The sequence below is a fragment of the Corynebacterium sp. TAE3-ERU2 genome, assembly GCF_019209955.1.
In the GTDB taxonomy this organism is placed as follows: Bacteria; Actinomycetota; Actinomycetes; order Mycobacteriales; family Mycobacteriaceae; genus Corynebacterium; species Corynebacterium megadyptis.
The window spans coordinates 218,252-237,771 of the sequence record NZ_JAHUTL010000002.1; the positions used below are offsets into that span (position 1 = coordinate 218,252).

At 59.1% G+C, this 19,520-nt stretch carries 5 protein-coding genes; 1 reads left to right on the forward strand and 4 read right to left on the reverse strand.

The window, feature by feature from the left end:
• Positions 1-38: 38 nt before the first annotated feature.
• The 4 genes from KRX12_RS03905 to KRX12_RS03920 are packed head-to-tail and all read right to left on the reverse strand — an operon-like array spanning position 39 to position 13,583.
• Positions 39-8,981 carry a type I polyketide synthase gene (locus KRX12_RS03905; RefSeq protein WP_255550067.1) on the reverse strand — a complete coding sequence of 2,981 codons (8,943 nt, stop codon included), beginning with the start codon at positions 8,979-8,981 and terminating at the stop codon, positions 39-41.
• Positions 8,930-10,054, reverse strand: a complete 1,125-nt coding sequence (locus KRX12_RS03910; protein WP_218365809.1) for a class I SAM-dependent methyltransferase — start codon at positions 10,052-10,054, stop codon at positions 8,930-8,932. Before KRX12_RS03910 ends, KRX12_RS03905 begins: the two co-directional genes overlap by 52 nt.
• Entirely contained in the window at positions 10,051-11,817 is a 1,767-nt protein-coding gene (locus KRX12_RS03915) for an ABC transporter ATP-binding protein (RefSeq protein ID WP_218365810.1), read from the reverse strand. Before KRX12_RS03915 ends, KRX12_RS03910 begins: the two co-directional genes overlap by 4 nt.
• Positions 11,814-13,583 carry an ABC transporter ATP-binding protein gene (locus KRX12_RS03920; protein ID WP_218365811.1) on the reverse strand — a complete coding sequence of 590 codons (1,770 nt, stop codon included), beginning with the start codon at positions 13,581-13,583 and terminating at the stop codon, positions 11,814-11,816. Before KRX12_RS03920 ends, KRX12_RS03915 begins: the two co-directional genes overlap by 4 nt.
• Positions 13,584-13,671: 88 nt before the next feature.
• On the opposite strand from KRX12_RS03920, the gene KRX12_RS03925 reads away from it, so the two are divergent.
• Complete coding sequence (locus KRX12_RS03925) at positions 13,672-19,476, forward strand: amino acid adenylation domain-containing protein (RefSeq protein WP_218365812.1); 5,805 nt, start codon at positions 13,672-13,674, stop codon at positions 19,474-19,476.
• Positions 19,477-19,520 lie beyond the last annotated feature (44 nt).

Consider the following 19,520-nt stretch of genomic DNA (forward strand, 5'->3'; position numbering starts at 1 on the left):
GAGAGGGATGGAATGTGCTAGGCACGATCAGCACCCCATCAGGGAGGCTTATCGCCTTCTTCAGCTGCGGCGGCGCGCGAGCACCGCGATCGTCCCGTGGTATGAGTTCCCGTGGTGTGGGTTCGCACGGCCTGCGAGAGCAGCGTGGCCACCCGGGCTACCTGTGGTTGCCGAAGAATCGAATAGTGGTGTGCGGGCACGCCATGTACCTCGAAGGAGCCATCGATCCAGGAATCCCACCCGAGGTGCTCATCCGTGCAGTCGTCGACGCCCATGCCTTCCCCGCTATTTCGGGGTGAGCGCTGATCCGCCCGCACCAGAAGAACAGCTACTTCTTGGTCCAGCAGGTGCGCATGATGATCATAAAGCGCATGAATATGGCGAGAAAATATGTCGTTTCGCACCTGTAGCGCTTTCGGGGACACATCTACACCGTGTGCTTCGAGTTTGTCGCACAACGTGTCTACATCGGCGTCGGGGCCGCTATCACCGTCGAGGCCGAGATAGGCCTCGATAGAACGCAGCTGCCGCAACATCATGCGATTGTCGCTACACTGCTGGCGCTCTTCTTCGCTCAGAGACAGCGCTTCGCCTTGATTGAGAATATCGATAATTCTTTCTGGAGAATTAGAATCCACCATCCACACAAGATCGACCGAATCCCCTTGCTTGCGAAGAGCACACGCGATTTCGTGAGCCAATGTTCCTCCCATTGACCAACCGCCAATCGTGTAGGGACCATCCGGTGATATTTCTTTGATCAAACTATAGTAAAGCTCAACCATCTCGGCGATACTCGCCCCGAGAACGTCATGTCCGGCAATCTGCGGATCCATAATCGCCACGCATGGACGATCCGTCTCTAGGCGCCTCGCTAATTCTAGATAGCACAATGCGTCGCCTCCAGAGGGATGAATGAAAAAGATGGGCCTTCCCTCGCCTCGGGTGAGATGCAGACAACAGTCTCGAACCACACTCGCGATATCAACCTCTTTTAGCCGAGCCGGCTCTGCAGACACAGTGTGCGAATCCGCGGCGCTTTCATCGGCGTCGGAGATTCCTTCTTCCCCCTGCGCAGCGGCAGATATATATGCCTGCGCCAGTCCTTCCCGAGTGGGGTGCGCAAAAAACTCTGGGGCTACTTCTGCCATTGATAGCTGGTGGCTGTCCACGCACTCCAGCTCGGTGGAACACAACCTTTGTATAAGTTGCACGGCCAGTAAGGAATCGCCTCCGGCCCTAAAGAAGTGTTCTTCGCTTGCAATAGGAACGAGCTCGTTCCACAGCTTTTCAATGCACTTCTCTAGCTCAGCGGGGATCTCCCGGACGTGTTTCTGCGGTGAGTTATGAGAATTCTCATTCTCCCCTACCGTGAGATAATCGCTCAGAGCCATGCGCTCTTGAGGAATCTCGACAGTTTTATCCCATGCGGATTCGCTGCCCAGTTCCAATAAGAGCTCATGTACTCGATCGAGGATCAACGATGGCGCATCCCCAAACCGCTCCGGAAGAGCGGCCATGGACAACACACATTCCCCGTAGAGCTCGAAACAACGCAGTTCAAGCTCCACCTGAGGCGTGCGAACCTGCTGGAAGTACTCCGAGATATCTATCGTTCCCAAAGGGCCAGCATTGGTACTCAAGTCACCGCCCAACGCTGCGTCCATTCCGAGTGTGGACTGGAATACAATCGGCGCCACAGATCGCGCTCGACCCATGTTCTTCAGCAGCATTCGGCTGATGTCCACTGCGCTTACGAGGTTGTGGGACAAGCACTCACCAGATTGAGCAGCAATCGACCGTGCCACTTCTCGTATCGTCGGCTGCGCATCAGAGGAATCGTTCCTCCCAAGTTCGAGCGACACTAGAGCTGTGCGCGAGAAGGGACCCATCAGGTCCATCACATCTGGGTGTATGCCATGTCGATTGTGCTGCAGCGTATTAAGCAGCATCGCACCACGGTGAGTGCGCTCTGCTAAAGCAAGCGCGAAAGCCGTCATTGCTGCCGTGGTAGCAGTAACACCTTCTTTACGTGCCCGTTGACAGATGCGTGACCACGTCTCTGCAGAAATCCTGCGTTCTAGCATGAGCATCGAACCAGCGCTGTTAGTCACAGTGGCAGAACCATCTGCGGGGTTAAGCACTGGAGGCGCAGGAAGAGTAGGAAGCCGTTCGCTCCACCATTGCCGGTCCGTATCCACGGCATCTTGTTCATACTCCTGCACAGAAAGCGCGTAATCCGCGAAAGTGATGTCGAGTTCAGGGAGCGGCTCTTCACTACACAGTGCCTTCAGGAGTGCACGGTCAAATAGTGACGCAGACCAGCCATCGAGCACGAGGAGGCTGGAGGAGACGAAGAAGCGACCATGACCGCCAGGCAGAAGTAGTGCCCCGACTATCGCGGTAACTCCACCATTTACTGGATTCGGCCCTTGGTGAGTCATAGTGTGGCGGTGCTGCTGCAGGGCTGCCTCGAGTTCTTCCGGCGCAGTCAGCCCACGCATATCGACAACACGCACGTCCACGCATGAATCGATAACGTCTGCCGACGCTGGCCGGAAATATTGGAGTGAGTCTTCGTCAATGCTCACGCGCAGCATTGGGTGCGCCACAGCCACACGGCGGCAAGCAGAACGCAGGATTCTCGTCACCTCCGCTGGGTCGGTGATCTGCATATTCCACAGCGGAACGTCGGTATAGACGTGCGCGGTCGGATATGACACGTCGAGCGCCTGCGTCTGGCCCACAAAATATGCCTGTTGGAGCGACATCAGCGGGAAGCGCTGCTGAGGATCGGCACGCTTGAGCTCGATGCTGGCTTGGCCCTCTGGGTTCTCTGCCGGGGACGGTGCGAGTAGCTGTGCGAGCTTGTCCACGACCTCATTGACGGTGACATCCGCCCTCATCAGGGGCGCCGGAAGGGTGCACCCCAACTGGGATTTCAGCGTGTTCGCGATACGAACGGCCAAAAGTGAGTCTCCCCCGATATCCAGGAGGGTGGAGTCTCGTTGAATGGTCTCAGCCGGCACGCCAACAAGATCGGCCCAAGCCTGACGCACGACCTCTACAAGGTCAGTGGCATCGCCGCTGAGCTGTTCCTCCTCCGCAACCGAGGATGTCTGCTCATCCGCCGCGGTGTCCTTGGACGAGGAGGATTCGAGCCGGTCCTGATTGTGCTGCTGGCCGTCCTGAGCTTGCTGCGCTGTGATGTCGGTGGTGCCGCCGAGGATCCGAAGATATTTCTCGAAGAAGGTTTCTGCTTCATCGATATCCACGACGTCAGCAACATCCCATTGCAGTACAAGCTCACCGCGATGGAAGAATGCCTGGTGATCCAGCCACACCTGCGGAGTTTGGGAGATACCGGTGACATACTCGCCCAGCCAACTGTGGTCATGGTCTTGTTCGAAGTCGACCATGCTGGTGAATACCACCGGAACGCTGACGACGTGTCCCCGCGCACGAGACAACGCATGAAGCACTTCCACTCCGGACATTGCGCGATGATCCAAGGCATCAAAAAGTTCTCGGTTGGTCGCCCTCAGTCGATCGTCCTGCAACGCTTCTCCAGCATCAACGTGACTGCGCAGGAGCAGCATGGAGGAGAATTCCCCGACCACCGAGTCGACCTGCTCTGCCCATTCGGCAGGAAGCGCACTCCGGCGATCAAAATGGGTCACCGAGACAGCAATATCTTCTTGCCCTGCATAATCGTGAAGCACGTAGGTATAAGCGCTGAGTAGCAGGCTAGTGAGCGACACTCTCGCTTGCTGAGCACGCTGACGCAGCTCTGCTAGGGCTTGGCCCTGGACACGGCCGCTCAATCGTGTGAAGCGAGGCGCACCATGAGCGGGATGGCGCGCAATAGCAGGTGCGTCAGGGAATCCGTCGAGCTGAGAGTCCCAATAGTCGCGGGCTCGCCGACGCTGTGCCGTCTCCCCCGGTTGGCTGGCGTGGAAACGCTGAATGTCCTCAAATGTCAAAGGCAGCGGCTCCAGAGCTACCTCGGGGTGCTCGTAGTAGTGCTGCACACAGGAGTCGACGATGAGCCATGATGCGGAATCAACCATGAGCACATCGACCGCGATCATTACATGATCGCCGGCATCGGTGCGCACAATTTCCACCAACACTGGGAAGTCCACGGAGGGATCAGACACCCGGCGCGACACGCGCTCTCGGGTGCGTTCCACGAGCCTGCGCTGCGTCTCAGCCGAGGTGGCTCGTGCATCATGCACGTCGATCGTGGGAGCTCGACGATCACGAATGCACTGCTCTCCGCTTTCCACGATGACAGCGCGAAGCATGGGATGGTGTGCCACTGTGGCATCCCATGCCGCCTGATACCGAGCGATATCGAGATCCTGCGCACGGTACTCGAGGTAGAACTGGCACGCCACCCCACCAAGTTCATAGCCATCGCCTCGGCCCACCCAGTAAGCGTGCTGAATACGGGTCAAGGGAAATGGTTTATGAACAGTGCCGAGGGTAGAAGCCACAGCTTCCGTGGGGGCAGGTTCCGGAGCATGAGCTTCGCGCTTATCGACGCTATGCTCTCCGTGGTCGAGGTGATCTGCGAAGGTCCGTACCGTTGGATAATCGAGAAGATCGCGCAGCCGGGCGTGGATTCCGTGCCGCTGTTGCAACAAAGAGAGCACTCGGGTCGCGAGGAGCGAGTGCCCACCCGCGGCGAAGAAATCGGTGTCTAGATTGAGGTCACGTGCACCTAGAACCTCCGCCCACACTTCTGCTACTGCGCGTTGCTGAGTTGTCCATAATGCAGCTTCTTCTTGCTGCTCCATGCACGCTGGCGTGGTCGATCGACGGGTGACCAACGTACGGGAGCGAGCGTTGAGCTCACCGGCAGATAGCGCGAAGTGTAATCCGGTGTCAGACGTATTTTCTTCCCGCACAACCTTGTCAATGACATTCAAGGCATCATCGATATCGATAGCGTGACGCAAAGATACTTCCGAGGCGGCGGTGTTTTCCTCTTCACTTCCCAGCCGGAAACGATCGAAGTCGATCACCGTCCATCCTCGGGCGGTAGCACAGGCATCAATGAAGGCACTGGCGGCAACATATCCACCGAGCCCGAAACCACCGATAGTTACTGCTGCGGAGGACATCACGAGGACACGTGGGCTACTGCCGCTGTCCTGAATGGCTGTGGCCAGACACTCCAGACCTGCAATCTTGGCCGACATGACGCGGCTAAGCCCGTCCTCATCCATCTCTTCAAAGGTGAGCAGATCAATCTCCGCCGGAGCGAAAATGCACACGTCGTAATCTTCGTGGGCCAATATCTCCTGCACCCTGGATTCATCGGTGACATCTACGGCTTCCCACCGCAGCTCCCCCGCAGCGATCGCCGCAGCTAGCCGGGCTTGATGCCCCTGTGCGGCCGGCGCCGTACGCGAGCACACCGTTACCTCGTGGCCGTGGCCAACTAGGTGCAAACACACGTTGCTACCGACACGGCCTGTGCCACCAAGCACTAATACTTGCAGCGCCGGGGCCGGTGTTGCAGCGCCGTCGGTGTGCGTGTCCTTGTGCAGCACAGTATCCAACGCTGGATTATCTTCGGCACTAACCCAGCTTCGTTGGAGCAGCACACCACCGCGCTGCGCATAGTGGAATCCACCGCCCGCGCTGCGGTTGAGCATCCTCGCGAGAAGATGTGGGTGTGCCTGGGTTCCCAGCGGTTCCTCGAGATCCACGGTGGCCCAAGCGATCCCGCCATGCTCCTGAGCGAATACTCGAGCGGCCGCTATCGTGGCGGCGCGATGGGCTTCGGGGCTATCTGCGGAAGTGACCGCGGCGCTCGCGTGCGAGACAACGAGCAGCGCTGGCCCACCCTGCTGAGACTCTGACGGCTGGCTCCATAGATTGTGCAGCTCAACATAGGCCATGAGCTCCGATCGCACCCGATCGAGTGCGTGCGCAGTGTTCTGCGTGGACAGCAGCGTTGGGAAGAACACCACACCATCGAGGTCGGCCCACGATGCGTGGTCCTGTGCGCCACAGTCCACCCACTGCACACTCGGATCGAGTGTGGCAGCCTGGTGGCGAGCCTCAGGGGGCCAATAAGCGAACACATACGAGCGTTCGGTGTCCCCAGCCTCGGGCGTATCGACCAAGCAGTACTTGGGGATGTGGGCCTGAACCGTGCGCGATCGGCGACTGATCTGGGTGCTGCTGTGGCTAGGTTTCACCGTCGGGGTGCGTCGATAAGAAAACCCCATCTCTGCCACTAAGTGGGGAGCAAAGCCCTCATCTGTGACGAGTTCGGAGGCTGCAGAGTCACGGCCGGCCGCCCACACATAACCGCGCACCAGCTGGTGTGGAGTCATACCTGGGTTCTGCTGTGCTGGGGCAAGACTGAGACTCGCCTTGCAGATGCGCCTCCGAGCGACCATTTTCGCAAGCCCCAAACCGGGCCCGATATGGCAGGCGAGCACACCGTCATATCCTTGGCGCTCGAGGGCGTCGATGGCTGTGTCCACCGCCGCATCGAAACGCACCGGCTGGCGCAAATGCTGCACCCAATACTCGGGGTCAATCTTCTCCCCAGCACCGTGAACCTGCGTGTCGAGACAACTCACCATGGTTCCTTGCCCAGTGGGTGATCCGACAGTGGTGGCTACCTCGCGAAACGCCGCCATTTCCCCTTCGATGAGCCGGGAATGGCTGGCTGCCGCAATACCGACATTTCGGGTCGTTGCGCCCGCTTCTTCCACAGCGTGTCGAAGCACAGCGATGTCCCGACGCGGCCCACTCAGCACCACGGCATTGGGCGCATTGATTGCAGCGATATCGCAGGCCTCAAACGCTGCGCGGACAGAAGCATCGGTGGCGGAGTCACGACAGAGTTCCTCGAGGGCCGTCGCGCCCAGCCCCACGCTGAGCATCTCTCCTTCTGGTGCGTTCTCCATCGCTTGTGCCCGGGCGCACACCAGAGAGACGGCGTCATCAACCGAGAGCGTGCCTGCGATCGTTGCCGCAGCATACTCGCCGGCACTATGACCAAGCATCACATCCGGCATGATCCCTTCCGCCTGTGCGGCACGGGCAAGCGAGACGCTGTAGGCGTAGAGAGAAGACAAGAGGAGAAGGGGCGCAACAGGCTCATGCTGGGCCTGCTCGGCAGCAACGTCTTCGGTCAAAAATGCGAGACAATCTGTGCCGGTTTTTTCATGAAAGCGCTGGCACAAGTCATGCAGGTGAGCCCAGAATTCTTGCTCACCGTCATGTCCTAGCTCGGCACGGTGCAGTCCCGCTGCAGCTCCCCGCAGTGGCACACCAGCACCGGGGAATACCCACAGTAGGGCGGGGTTATTCCCACTATCCACAACGGTGGGCTCGGCGATGTCATCGTCGTGTGTATCGGATGCACGTGCCCGCAGCTGGGAAAGGGAATAGACCGCCCGATAGCGTCGCTGCTGTCGATGCACGGCCAGCATCCCGGCGAGTTGATGGCTGCGATCAGGATGCGCAGCGAGAGTGACTCCAACGCGTCGCGCCATGTCGCGCACACTGTCTGCGGAATGCGAACTGAGCAAAAATAGAGGATCATCCTGCGGGTTCAGAGAAACATTGTCCCGCTCCGTCTCAGTGCTTTGCACCGATGTGTAGCGCTCATCATATCCGGCGATAACGTGGCAGTTCACGCCCCCGATGCCCAGTGCACTTACTCCTGCCCACCGTTGCGCTGCATCCCACGTACGCGGGGAAGAAAGGAGCTTAAGATGCTGTGTGCGCGCAAGCGATGGGTGCGGCGAATGCGCGGTGTGCGCAGGCGGCTGAATACCAGTAGCCGCGGCTTGAATCGAAGCAATGAGGCTAGCGATGCCCGCTGCACTATCAGTGTGCCCAATCTGGGCTTTGATCGAACATAGAGGGAGGTCATCGTCGTGACGTTGCCCGTATGCTTGGGAAAAGGCCGCAATCTCTACGTCGTCGCCTAACACCGTAGCTGTGCCGTGACCGTGCAACAGCCCAATATCTTGTGTTTCAAGGCCGGAGACCGCCAAAGCTTCTTCAATGGCGGCGACGTGCCCTTCTACTGATGGGGCGCTAAAACTGGCTCGGCCATACCTACCATCATTAGATACAGCAGAGCCTGCGATCATTCCCAGCACGGGCTGGTTCGCACGCAGCGCGTCTGTCGTTCGCCGCAATACGATAACGCCCGCGCCCTGGGTGAACACGGTTCCATCGGCATCACTGCCATAGGAGTGGGTAAAGCCAGACGGCGAGTATGGCCCATCAGGAACAGCGACATAGCCGCCCAGATGCGCCCCCACGTCTTTCAGGCTCACGCCAACGACGATGGCGGTATCGCACTCATGCACGTGCAAGCTATTGAAGGCTTGATGAACAGCCACCAAAGACGATGCACACGTTGCGCCGATACTCATCGTTGGACCGGTGAGGTTGTACCGGTACGCAATGCGTAGAGGCAGATAATCCGCAACGTTGCGGGAGTGCAGATCGAGGCTGCGGACAGGATCCGTGCCGCCCCTCGGATCGAAATCATCAGAAAGGTTGTCGTGGAGATAGACCGATTCAGCGCAGGAAGAAAAAACACCGGTAACTCCCCACTCGTCTTCCCCTGTAAAACCGGCAAGATCAAGCGCTTCGCCAACCAATTCCATCGCCAGCAGCATTTGCGGGTCAGTGGACTGCGCGGCGCTCTCACTCAATCCGAGTGCCTCAATATCGAATGCGTCCATGTGACTGAGATCGCCAACGACGGGAACAAAATGCGGATGGCGATGTAGTGCTGAAGCACCTGCGTCATGCGACGGTGTGCGGCGACCATAGCCGAACTCACCGTCTACTTGGAGGCCAAGGAGTTGCGCTGGGGTGTCGGCACCGGGGTACCTGCACGTCATAGATACGACGGCGATAGCGGGGTTAGCCCGAGTCACGAGACTGAATCCTCCTTGATGAGCTCTAGGCTGAATTGGTCCAGCCATTCCAGGGGGTGGTGTTTTTCTGGGTATCGGCTTTTTACTGTGAGACCCGCTGCAGTGGCTGCTTCTACCCATTCCTCACGGTTGAGAAAAATGCGTCCGCTGCTTCCGCGGGCATCCTGAAATTCTTGGCGCGGTCCATTCGGATCTGGCGCCATCAGAAACCTCATCGAAATCTGCAGGGGAAGATGTTCTGTACCTGTCTCGATGAGATAAATGCTGCCTTTCGGCCGCAGTTGTGCGGACAGCTCCGAGAGCAGTTGCACAGGGCTCAGTGCGTTATGGGCAACGTTTCCACAGGCGATTACATCGAACCCCGAGCCTGGATGGAGAGAATCCAAAGCCTCACTAGGGGCAGCATTGATATCGACGATGCCAAAGTTCATACCGGGACGTCCTGCATAGCGCAGCTTGGCACGATGCAGAAACCACCGCGAGACATCGCTAAAGGTGTAGTCCACGTGTGTGTTCCGGAGAGCATCAAGAACCGGGTCAGTGAGTGCGCCTGTACCCGCGCCTATCTCTGCCACGGCGAGCCTAGATGGGCAGCACGCTGCGCGGGCAGCGAGCTCGGTCGCCACGGTGGTATTGATGGCACTACTGATCGGGTTGTTCTGATACATCGCCGATGCGGCACTGAGTGCATCGTTGTCGAAAAGTATCTGTCGCACGGTGTTTTCTCCCACAATGAGCGACTCGAGATCGGCATCACAGGTGGAGAAAAATTCGTCAAGATTCTTTTGATTGTCGATGGTGCTCTCGTCCCACCCAGCTTCGGACAGTAGCTCCTCGCCACGCACGCCGACTTCGGCCCACGAACATGACTGGGGCACGTCAGCAGTGTCCTGAGCAAGCAATTCCCTCCACCGTTTCTGCTGGGCGTCGGGGTTCGAGGTAATGCTTTCCCAGCGGCGCAGAATCGGTGTGAGGTGCGCCGGTACACGAGCGTGATCGACATTCCGCAGCGCTCGGGATATCGAGTCGTAGGCGGCCTGCTCTCGGTAGACATGGTGCACTTTCAACGCGTGGACGCGCCCGTCTGTGAGATCAGGGGAGACTGTATCCATGCTGGTCATGACCGGCTATCCCCTCCCCGCTCCGCAGAAGACGAGTGCATCGCTTGGAATGTGGAACAGCGCGACAGCAGTTCGCTGTAGGTGCCGGCATCGACGATGCGTCCAGAATCCATGACGACGATGCAGTCGGCTGACACGACTGTGCTCAACCGGTGTGCCGCCATCACAACGGTGGAGTCTTGCCGCAGCTGCTCGATGGCCTGCATGATGATTCGCTGCTGGAAGGCATCGAGCGCGGAGGTGACCTCATCAAGCAACACCACGGGTGCTTGTTTGAGTAGGGCGCGGGCGATGGCCACACGCTGCCTTTCTCCACCCGAGAGTCGCTCGCCGCCTTCGCCCACGACGGTGTCGACGCCATCCTCAAGATGCCGCGCGAGGTCCTCTACCCCGCAGATGTCCATAACGTGCTCGATCTCTGCAGCGCTAGCGCTGGGTCGAGCAAGGGCAATGTTGTCACGAATACTGGTATTGAGCAGGTAGGTGTCCTGAAAAACCACGCTGACGTGGGCGGAAATATCCTCGACGCTCATTCCGCGTACATCCCGCCCCATGAGGTGCACTGTTCCGGAATCAACATCCCCGAAGCGTGCCAGCAGGGAGAGCAGGGTGGTTTTCCCAGATCCGGAAGCGCCGACAACCGCGACCAGACCCGGCCCGTCGAAGTCCAAGGAGAGGTCATCGACCCCAGAGGTGGAGTTCGGATACTGCATGCTCGCGTGTTCCAGCGAGAACGCCGCGGGCTTTCCCGTCTCGGGGTTGATCTTGGGTGGCTGAGCAGCACGCTCAGGGTCCTGCTGTAGTTGTGGGGTAGCGAAGAAATCCAGCAACCGCTGCACTGCATTCCGGGCCATGCGCAGCGCTGCTGCGAGTTCAGCAACACCGCGTAGAGGTTCGATACACCTCAACAGCAGCAGAATATTTAGCACAATTGCTATACCGCTGTGCCCGCTGTGTACTCCGTGCACCACCGCCACCACCAGGCTCAGCGCAATGGTGAGCTGCACCATGAAGGCGAATACAGTCACGCCTGGCAGGACCAAGCGGATCATGCGTGCGGTGTCGTCGCGAACGCGATCGAGTGCGGTATCGATGCGCTGCCGGCCGAAGCTTTGGGCGGAAGCCAGGCGCAGAGTCGGTTGCAGCCGAGCAAACTCAATCACCGCGCTAGCGGCTAGTTCTTGGGCTTCATGCAAGCGACCGTCGCTGGCGGCCACCATAGCGCGCCCCCATACTGCCGCGCCCCAACAGAAAAGCAGGAGCACCCAGAGGATCCCTCCCAGGAGGAGATCACGAGATGTCAGCAGCACTGCCAAGGAACACGGCACGATCACCGCTGGAATGAGACGCGGGAGGAGATGCGCTGGGATCGACATGGCCTGCATCACGTCCCCCGTGGTCAGGGTCGCGAGATCGCCCCTGCGGTCCGTACGGAACCAGCCATAAGGAAGCGAGATGAGAGTGCGGCGCACCCGCTCTAAGAGTCCTTCGGCCAAGGAATATCCTGCGCCCCTACTCGCCATGACGCCCATGCTGGAGACGATCACCCACGCTGCGGCGAGCAGAAACGCCGGCCACAGCGGAGCGTCCTCGGTCAGTGCCACGGTGGCCATGACTATTGCCGCGACCTCTAGCAGGCTGGCAGCGGCTACCACGCCGATCGCTATCCCGACGCGGCGGCGATCACGAGCGTTAAGAGAGAGCACCAGCCCGCGAAATGTGGATCGTCCTGCGGCACTCGAATGTGTGCTGTGAGTACTCATCGCGGACCTACAACCCCCGCACACAGCTGGCTGAATACCGAGTCGCGCTGGGCGCGTAAGTCCGCCGGACTACCGTGTTCGACGATGCTGCCGCGGTCCATCACCCACACCTGTTGCGCCTGTGTGGCAAAGGTGAGTCGGTGGTCAATCCTGATAATGGTGACTCCTTGTTGGTGGTGTTCTTCCAACCCCTGATCGATGCGTCGCTCGCCGAGCACATCAACTGCAGCGGTAGGTTCATCGAGGATGAGCACGGGATTTCGCTGGTAGAGAGCGCGGGCAAGGGTGAGCCTTTGCCGTTCGCCGCCGCTGAAAGAGGCTTCCCGGCCAAGAATGGTGTCCGTGCCCTCCGGCAGGGCGTGTACCCGCTCATCGAGTTGCGCCTGCTGCAGACAGGAATCGATGCGGGCGCTGACTGCGTCGCGCCCCATGGTGACGTTGTCTGCGATGCTCGCCTGCAAAATTCCTGGGTGTTGACCCACGAAGGCGACATGCGTACCGATTGCTCCCAGCGGTAGGTGCGTCATGCTCACCGCTCCCGAGGGCGCATGGATGATGATGTCGCCCTCATCGATGGAATACAGCCCCGCGAGGACCTGGGCGAGTGTTGATTTTCCGCCTCCTGACGGGCCAACGAGGGCCACGCTTTCCCCGCGATGGATGACCCCACTTACTCCGTTGAGGACGCGATGTCCCTGCCGCGAACAACTCACCTCGCGCAGTTCGATGGACTCCCAGTCTTCCGGCCACTGGCTAGCTACGCCGTGAGTCTCATCGCGGGGGCTGTCCGTTGCGCGTTGTCCCAGCGCCGCGTCTAAGCGTTGCGCTGCGGCTAGCCCGGCGCTGATGTGTTGTGCGGCATAGGCCAGCGGCAAGATGGGAGCTCCCACCATCGGCGCGAGCAAGGCGGCATAAACGATCGTTTCAGTGCCGACGTCGAAGAGCAGCCCAGCTCCAATGGCGATCACAAAAGCAGGCACGGGGCTCAGGAGGATCTCCGCTGCCGTCATTTTGCGTCCCACATCCATCGCCCATGCGTGGACGAAACGGCTATAGCGCGTCGCGGCCTTTCGGAATTGATCGGCAGACGCCGTCTCATCGTCAACGGTGAAAAAGACTTTCGAGACAGCGACACCTTCCACGGCAGCGACACTTGCACTGTCGAGGGCGGACACATGTGCGAAATACTCGTCCATCTTCGCCATCGCAGTGCGCCCGTGATGGAGCTGAATACCGGCCCCGATCAGAGCTGGAACACAGGCAAGAAGTCCCGCCTGTGGGGAAAGAACCGCCAGGGCGATCAGGGCGAATACTGGTGTGAGAATCGAGGCGACGGCGTCGATAAGAGCATGCGCAACGACGTTGTGTAGGGCCCCAACATCATCTGTGAGCATTCGTTTCACTGCCGCTGAGTCTTTTTCAGCGAACTCGTCCATGGGCTGGCGTTGCAGATAATCGGCGATATCCCCGCGCAGCTCGCGCTGGAGAAAAGTATCGGCCAGGTGGCTCACCGTAGTCGCCGCGCCCAAAAAGATCGCTTGGCCAAGGAATCCGAGAATGGCGCCTATCAACAGCGGCCACGGAAGGGCGCCAGTTCCGAGGTCAATGACCAGCCATCCAGCCACTGCTGCGGTGCAGAGCATTCCCGCCACAGCACTGAACGAGGACAACGCCTGCAAGACCGAAGCGAACAGCAAACGGCGACGGATTGGGGCCACGATGCGCATAAAAACTCCATAGTCCAAGCGCTCTTCGGAGCTGCTCATCGTGAATCTTTTCCCTCCATCATGCTTCTGCAGAAGCACCGTCGACCAAGCCTAGGCAACCTTCAATCTTTGAGGTAAAAATCTAACTATGAATTCTCCAATTGGCAACGTTGCCCATTACGGGTTGCGGTCTCTGCTCACTGTCCTCGACAGTGCGCACCTCACTGAGGACGTTGGCACACTGCCCAATCCTGAACTTGTGACATTGCGCGATTGCGGAGTCACATCGTTTCAGGCCCTTAAAATCCAACAAACCTTGCGCGAGGACTTAGGAATACAGGTCCCACTCAGCGAACTTCTGGGCACACTCACCTTGGGCGAACTTGCACGCCGCTACCACCCCCAAATGGGAGCAGGCTCCAGCGCTCAGGGGCAGGCCGAAGATTCCTCGCCCCCTTCTCGCTCTGCGGACGCTGCCGAAGAGATGCCACTTACTGCCCTTCAGACTGCGTATTGGGTTGGGCGCTCCCCCGAGTTTGAACTTGGTGGTGTGGGATCCCATTGGTTCAACGAGTACATCCTCGATATCGACGCCATCACCCGCAGTCCCGCAGCCCGATATCTCTTAGATGATGCGCCGGATACCACCCCAGCTGAACTCGCAATTGAGGTCTTGGACGTTGCCTTTCGTCGAGTGCTCGCCGCAGAAATCACTCTGCGTAGTGCGGTCACAGCCGAGGGGCGCCTGCGGGAGGCAGTGATCGACTGCCGCGATTGTCGGATTGAACGCGTCGACCTCCGTGCGAGCGATCAGCACACTGCGCAGGAGCGCATGACGATGCTGCGTCGCAGCCATTCGCACCTTGTCTTCGACCCGATGCGCTGGCCGATGTTCGCGATCACAGCGGTCCTCTTGCCTGACCACAGCGTGCATCTTTTACTCAGCACGGATGCAGTTCTTCTCGACTATGCGTCTTTTACCGCCCTACTCACACGCTGGAAGGAAGCAGTGTATATGCCGTTTTCCGAAATGAGCGCTCACGATACATTTCGCCAGCCCTCTCCCCTGCCGGAATCGCACGATGCCCAGGCATGGTGGAAGAAACAAAAACTTAATCCCCCACCCACCTTGGCTGTCGCTCCACAGGACGCCGCAAACACCACTACTCGATACCAGCGCCGCATTGATGGGAAGACATGGGCGCGGATAGTGGAGCAGTGCGAACGTCACCACGTCTCTCCCACGGGATTGCTCTTGACGGTATATGCAGTGCTCTTAGATAGATTCCGGGTAAACGATGAGGATTTCTCCATTAACCTCACCGTCTATGACCGCCCTCCGGGACAATCGGATGTTATTGGCGACTTCAGCAGCAATGCCATCTGTGATGTTCCTAGGTTGAACTACACGGTTCCTGCAGAGCGCACGATTACAAACATCACCGATCGGCTGTGGGAGTGCGTTGATCACCGCGCCTACCCTGCCAGCGCCGAGCGCAAGCGTCGGAAGCTGCACGAACAGGCTTCGCCTTTTAGCGCAACCGATCCCATCGTGTTCACCTCTACTCTCGGCGTAGGAACAACTGATGCCGAAGAGTGGCTTGGGAACAAGCAGCTCGGATTGTCTCAAACTCCGCAGGTTTTGGTCGACCATCTCGTATTCACCGCAGGTGATGACCTCGTACTCGTATGGGATGTGCGCGACGGAGAATGGCCAGAGGACATGTGGACGAGCTTCGCAGATTCTTCTCTCCGAGCACTTTCCCAATTCGCCACGAGCGATGCGTGGGAGCGGCCGAGTCTAGGGTGGATGCCCTTCCACATCGAGATGGATGCCCCGGCAGATGCCGGTATCCCCGAGGACGACGGTCTGCTTCATACTCCTTGGATGCGAGCCGCCAAGCGCTATCCAGAGCGTCCCGCAGTCATCACCCCTAGCGCTACCGTGACGCATAGAGAGCTAGAAGAGCGCGTCTCCGCACTGCGCACGACCCTTGACACACAGGTCACTGCTGGTGATCGTGTCATCATTGCTATGCCAAAGTCAGCCGCTCAAGTAGTCTCGGCGCTGGCGGTATGCGCCAGCGGGGCGGCCTATGTGCCCGTAGACCCCGCGTGGCCAGCAGCTCGAATCGAGGCTGTCGTGAAGCGGGCGACACCATCGACGATCCTCACTCTGTCCGATGAATCCGAAGCTCTCCGCGCCCTGGCAGAGACCTATTCGCTGAGCCAGATCACGCTCCGCCACGACGGGACGCTGGACACCAGCTGTGCTCCTGCTCCAAAGGAAGAACACTCCTTAGCACCAGCATCGAGCCACACCTGCCCCGACGATCTGGCCTACATCATCTTTACCTCGGGTTCCACCGGAGAGCCCAAAGGTGTCGCAATCGAGCACCGTCAAGCCCGGGTAACTATTGATGACGTTAACGACCGGTTCGCTATCACCGCAGAGGACAGCGTCTTGGGGGTGTCGTCTCTCAGCTTCGATCTTTCTGTGTACGACGTGTTTGGGATGCTCGGTGTCGGCGGATGCGTGATCCTTCCAGATCCCCACCAGGCCATTGACCCCACCTACTTGGCCACGCTCATAGAGAAGCACGGGATCACAGTGTGGAATTCCGCTCCCGCCACATTCGAGCTCGTCATCGATGCACTAGAGACCGCTCCTCAGCCACCGTCGATTCGCAGCCTGCGGCATGTACTTCTCTCTGGTGACTGGCTTCCCATCACGCTGCCCACGCGCATGTGGTCCCTCAGTCCCTACACCTATATTCATAGCCTTGGTGGCGCGACCGAAGCGGCTATCTGGTCTATTACCTATCCCATTACAGCGGTGCACGAGTCGTGGACGAGTATTCCCTATGGCCGTGCGCTCCGTGGCCAAGAGTTCTTGGTGCTTGATGAAGACGGCCTGCCCTGCCGGGTGGACCAACCCGGAGAGCTACACATTGGTGGGCACGGAGTGGCCCGCGGCTACCTAGCGGATGAAGAAAAAACGAATGACCGCTTCATCATTCATCCCGTGCTGCAACGACGTTTCTACCGCACAGGTGATATCGGTAAATGGCGGAGTGATTCCACCATCGAATTCTTAGGTCGAAATGATCGCCAAGTGAAAATTAATGGTTACCGTATCGAACTTGGCGACGTCGAAGCGGCACTGCAACGCATGCCCAATGTTCGCGGTGCTGTCGTCACCGCAGTTCGCGGACCAGACAATCGGCAAAGGCTGATCGCCTATGTTGCGCAACATGACAACTCAGCCGCCTCTGACTATTACCAGCAGCTCAAAGACTCGCTGCCCAACTACATGGTGCCGCATCGCATCGTCACACTAGAGGCCCTGCCGTTGACCGACAATGGAAAGGTTGATTTCTCCGCGCTACCCGATCCCTTCAGCACCTCCCGAAAGAAAAATACGGCGCCAACTCAGCACTCCTCCACGGGAGAGGTGGCCACGGAGAGCGAAAAGGAATCGCCGGCCCCCGCAGAGAGCAACCTCAGCACGGCGACCGCGGTGGATAGCGCAGCCCACCACGCCCCACGACCTATCAGTACGGCGGAAGAGACAGAAGAACAGAGCGAAAGCCCAGCTTTCGCCGATGCAGTGCATGCATTCATTTCCGCCCGTACTGACCAAGAGCACTGGAAGAACCTGCCCTTACTCGCTCTGGGTTTTGACAGCGTCAGCCTCGTCCAGCTGGCGCTGCTCATTGAGGAACACACCGGAACGCGCCCCTCGCTCACGACGTTGACCAAGGCTGAAACGACAGGAGCGCTCCTAGAATCTCTCAGGAGTACTTCCTCTGAGACTGATGCGACGGTTCCAGAGGATGCACCACGCCCTCGCCATTCGGCCGACACCCCCGTACAACAACCATCAACGATGGATTCACGCCCAGAGCGCCGCGGCCTTTATTCGCCTTCCTCGAACAGCGAGCACGTGGAGGAAGGGACGCAACGCGGCCAAACGGGTGAACCACTGTCGGTACGTATGCACCGTATTGCCGATGCTCTAGCACGCATCGAAGAGTGTGCCTCTGCTGTCGATCAACTAGAGCAACTCCTTGGTCTCAAGAGCGCGGAGAATCCGCAGACATCTCATCGGACTGCGTGTACCCCAGCGCCGCAGAGCACGATGGCGGAGTTGGTCAATGTAGACGACGCCGCGCTCGACGCTAACGGTGGAACAACTCCTCCCAGTACGGCGCGTGTAGACGATCATGACGCTGACCACTGTGATGTGCCGTTTAACGAGATGCAACTTGCTTATTTCATCGGCCGTCACACACCGTTTTATGGTGCCAAAACAGCAGCTCACTACTACACAGAGCTTCACTGTTCGGAGCTAGACCCGCAACGGCTCCAGGCGGCGTGCACCCGCACGGTAGACGTCTTCGACTGCCTTAAGCTGTACGCAACGTCCAACGCAACGGCCCGCCGCGACCCTGATGCGGGAATCGATGTCGCTACCCTTGATCTCAGCGATCTCTCCGAAAGCGAACAACAGCACCGACTCTCGGAGATTCGCGAGGAGCGTGCGACTCGGGTTCTTGACTCTGGGCACGCGCCTTTGATCGAGGTTCTTGCCATCCACACCGGTCACAGACAGTGGCGAGTGATTGTCGATGTGGATCTCTTGTTCTTCGATGCGCCCACTGCCCTACGCATCACCCGTGTCATCGAGCAGGAGTATCTGCAGCCTGGGTGCACACGGGAATGGGATCGTGTCCCCCTCCCAGCCGCTGCTGCCCCCATTCGGCAGGCGGAACCGGGAGCACCCATTGCGCCCTCACCGGCCCTGCCACTCACCGCTGTTGGTGCCGCCTCCGAACCAACGGATCCACACCACCCGGCAGGAAACCACCACTGTTGGCACAGGCTACGCCATGTTGTACCGGCGCATCTGGCCTCCGCATTGGAGGAGGACGCGATGCACCACTCTGCTTCTTTGACCCAGTACATCATCTGGTGTGTCGCCCAGACCCTTTCCCCCGAGGAGGACTGCAGTCTCATTGTGACGACAAACCCTGCAGCTATCACGGATCCTGATGGCCCAGCAGGAGAGCTCACCCATACCGCAGTGCTGACGGTGCCGTGTAGCCAAGGCGAAGCGGCAGCGAAGGCGGCATTGCATACGCAGTATTGGGAGAGCATGGATGCGAGAATCAACGCGCCACACGGCATGGCCCATGGCAATGACCAATTGCGCGCTGCCCGAAACGCCGGTGCGGCTATGCCTGTCGTTTCGGTATCGAGTGCGTTGGGCAGCGCCCCTGGTGACGCCTCGCAGCTACTCACCGCTCTCGGCGAGACCGTCTATGCCATCTCTCAAACCCCTGGGATGTTGCTCGATGTCCAAGCCTTCCGTACAGAAGAGCAGGGAGATCTCGTCATTAACTGGGATTTTGATTCCACCGTGGTCGACGCAGCTGCTTTGAGTCGTCTCTTCGATTCGTTCCTCTCGCTGCTGAATCACTCGCATATCACGCCAGAGTCCACGCACAGCGATACTAGTGCGCAGCGGCATCCCGACTCTGCGGCAATACGGGAGCTTGTGCACTCCACACTCAGCGACACCGCGAGCCTCGAGGATCTTGACCCACAGCGTCCCTTCTTCGAGCAATCCATCACTTCGCTGGACTTAGTTGCCGCGCAGCAACGATTGCACGCACAGGGCATGAATGTCACGGTCGTGGATCTCCTTAGCAATCCCACAGTCGATGCGCTCGTAGCGAAGATCGTCGATTCTTCTTCGGCATCCGAACCCAGCACCACACCTGATGCTCGGCGCCTCGTTGCCGACACACTGAGCAATCACACGGTCACTGTCGACAGCCCCACTCGAGCAGCCCGCGGAACTGAGCAGGCTCCCCGGCGCGAAAGCCTCTCGCGCCGCGCCCGCGGACACCGGCGTGCCGCTATCCTTGCGAACTATCGCGAGGAATAAACCCCATCCATACATATGCGAGGACGAGACTCGCATGCCCCACG

Coding starts and splice junctions, on each gene's coding strand:
- KRX12_RS03925 (WP_218365812.1), top strand. CDS start 13,672: ATGAATTCTCCAATTGGCAACGTTGCCCATTACGGGTTGCGGTCTCTG.
- KRX12_RS03920 (WP_218365811.1), bottom strand. CDS start 13,583: ATGAGCAGCTCCGAAGAGCGCTTGGACTATGGAGTTTTTATGCGCATC.
- KRX12_RS03905 (WP_255550067.1), bottom strand. CDS start 8,981: ATGGCTGGACCAATTCAGCCTAGAGCTCATCAAGGAGGATTCAGTCTC.
- KRX12_RS03915 (WP_218365810.1), bottom strand. CDS start 11,817: ATGAGTACTCACAGCACACATTCGAGTGCCGCAGGACGATCCACATTT.
- KRX12_RS03910 (WP_218365809.1), bottom strand. CDS start 10,054: ATGACCAGCATGGATACAGTCTCCCCTGATCTCACAGACGGGCGCGTC.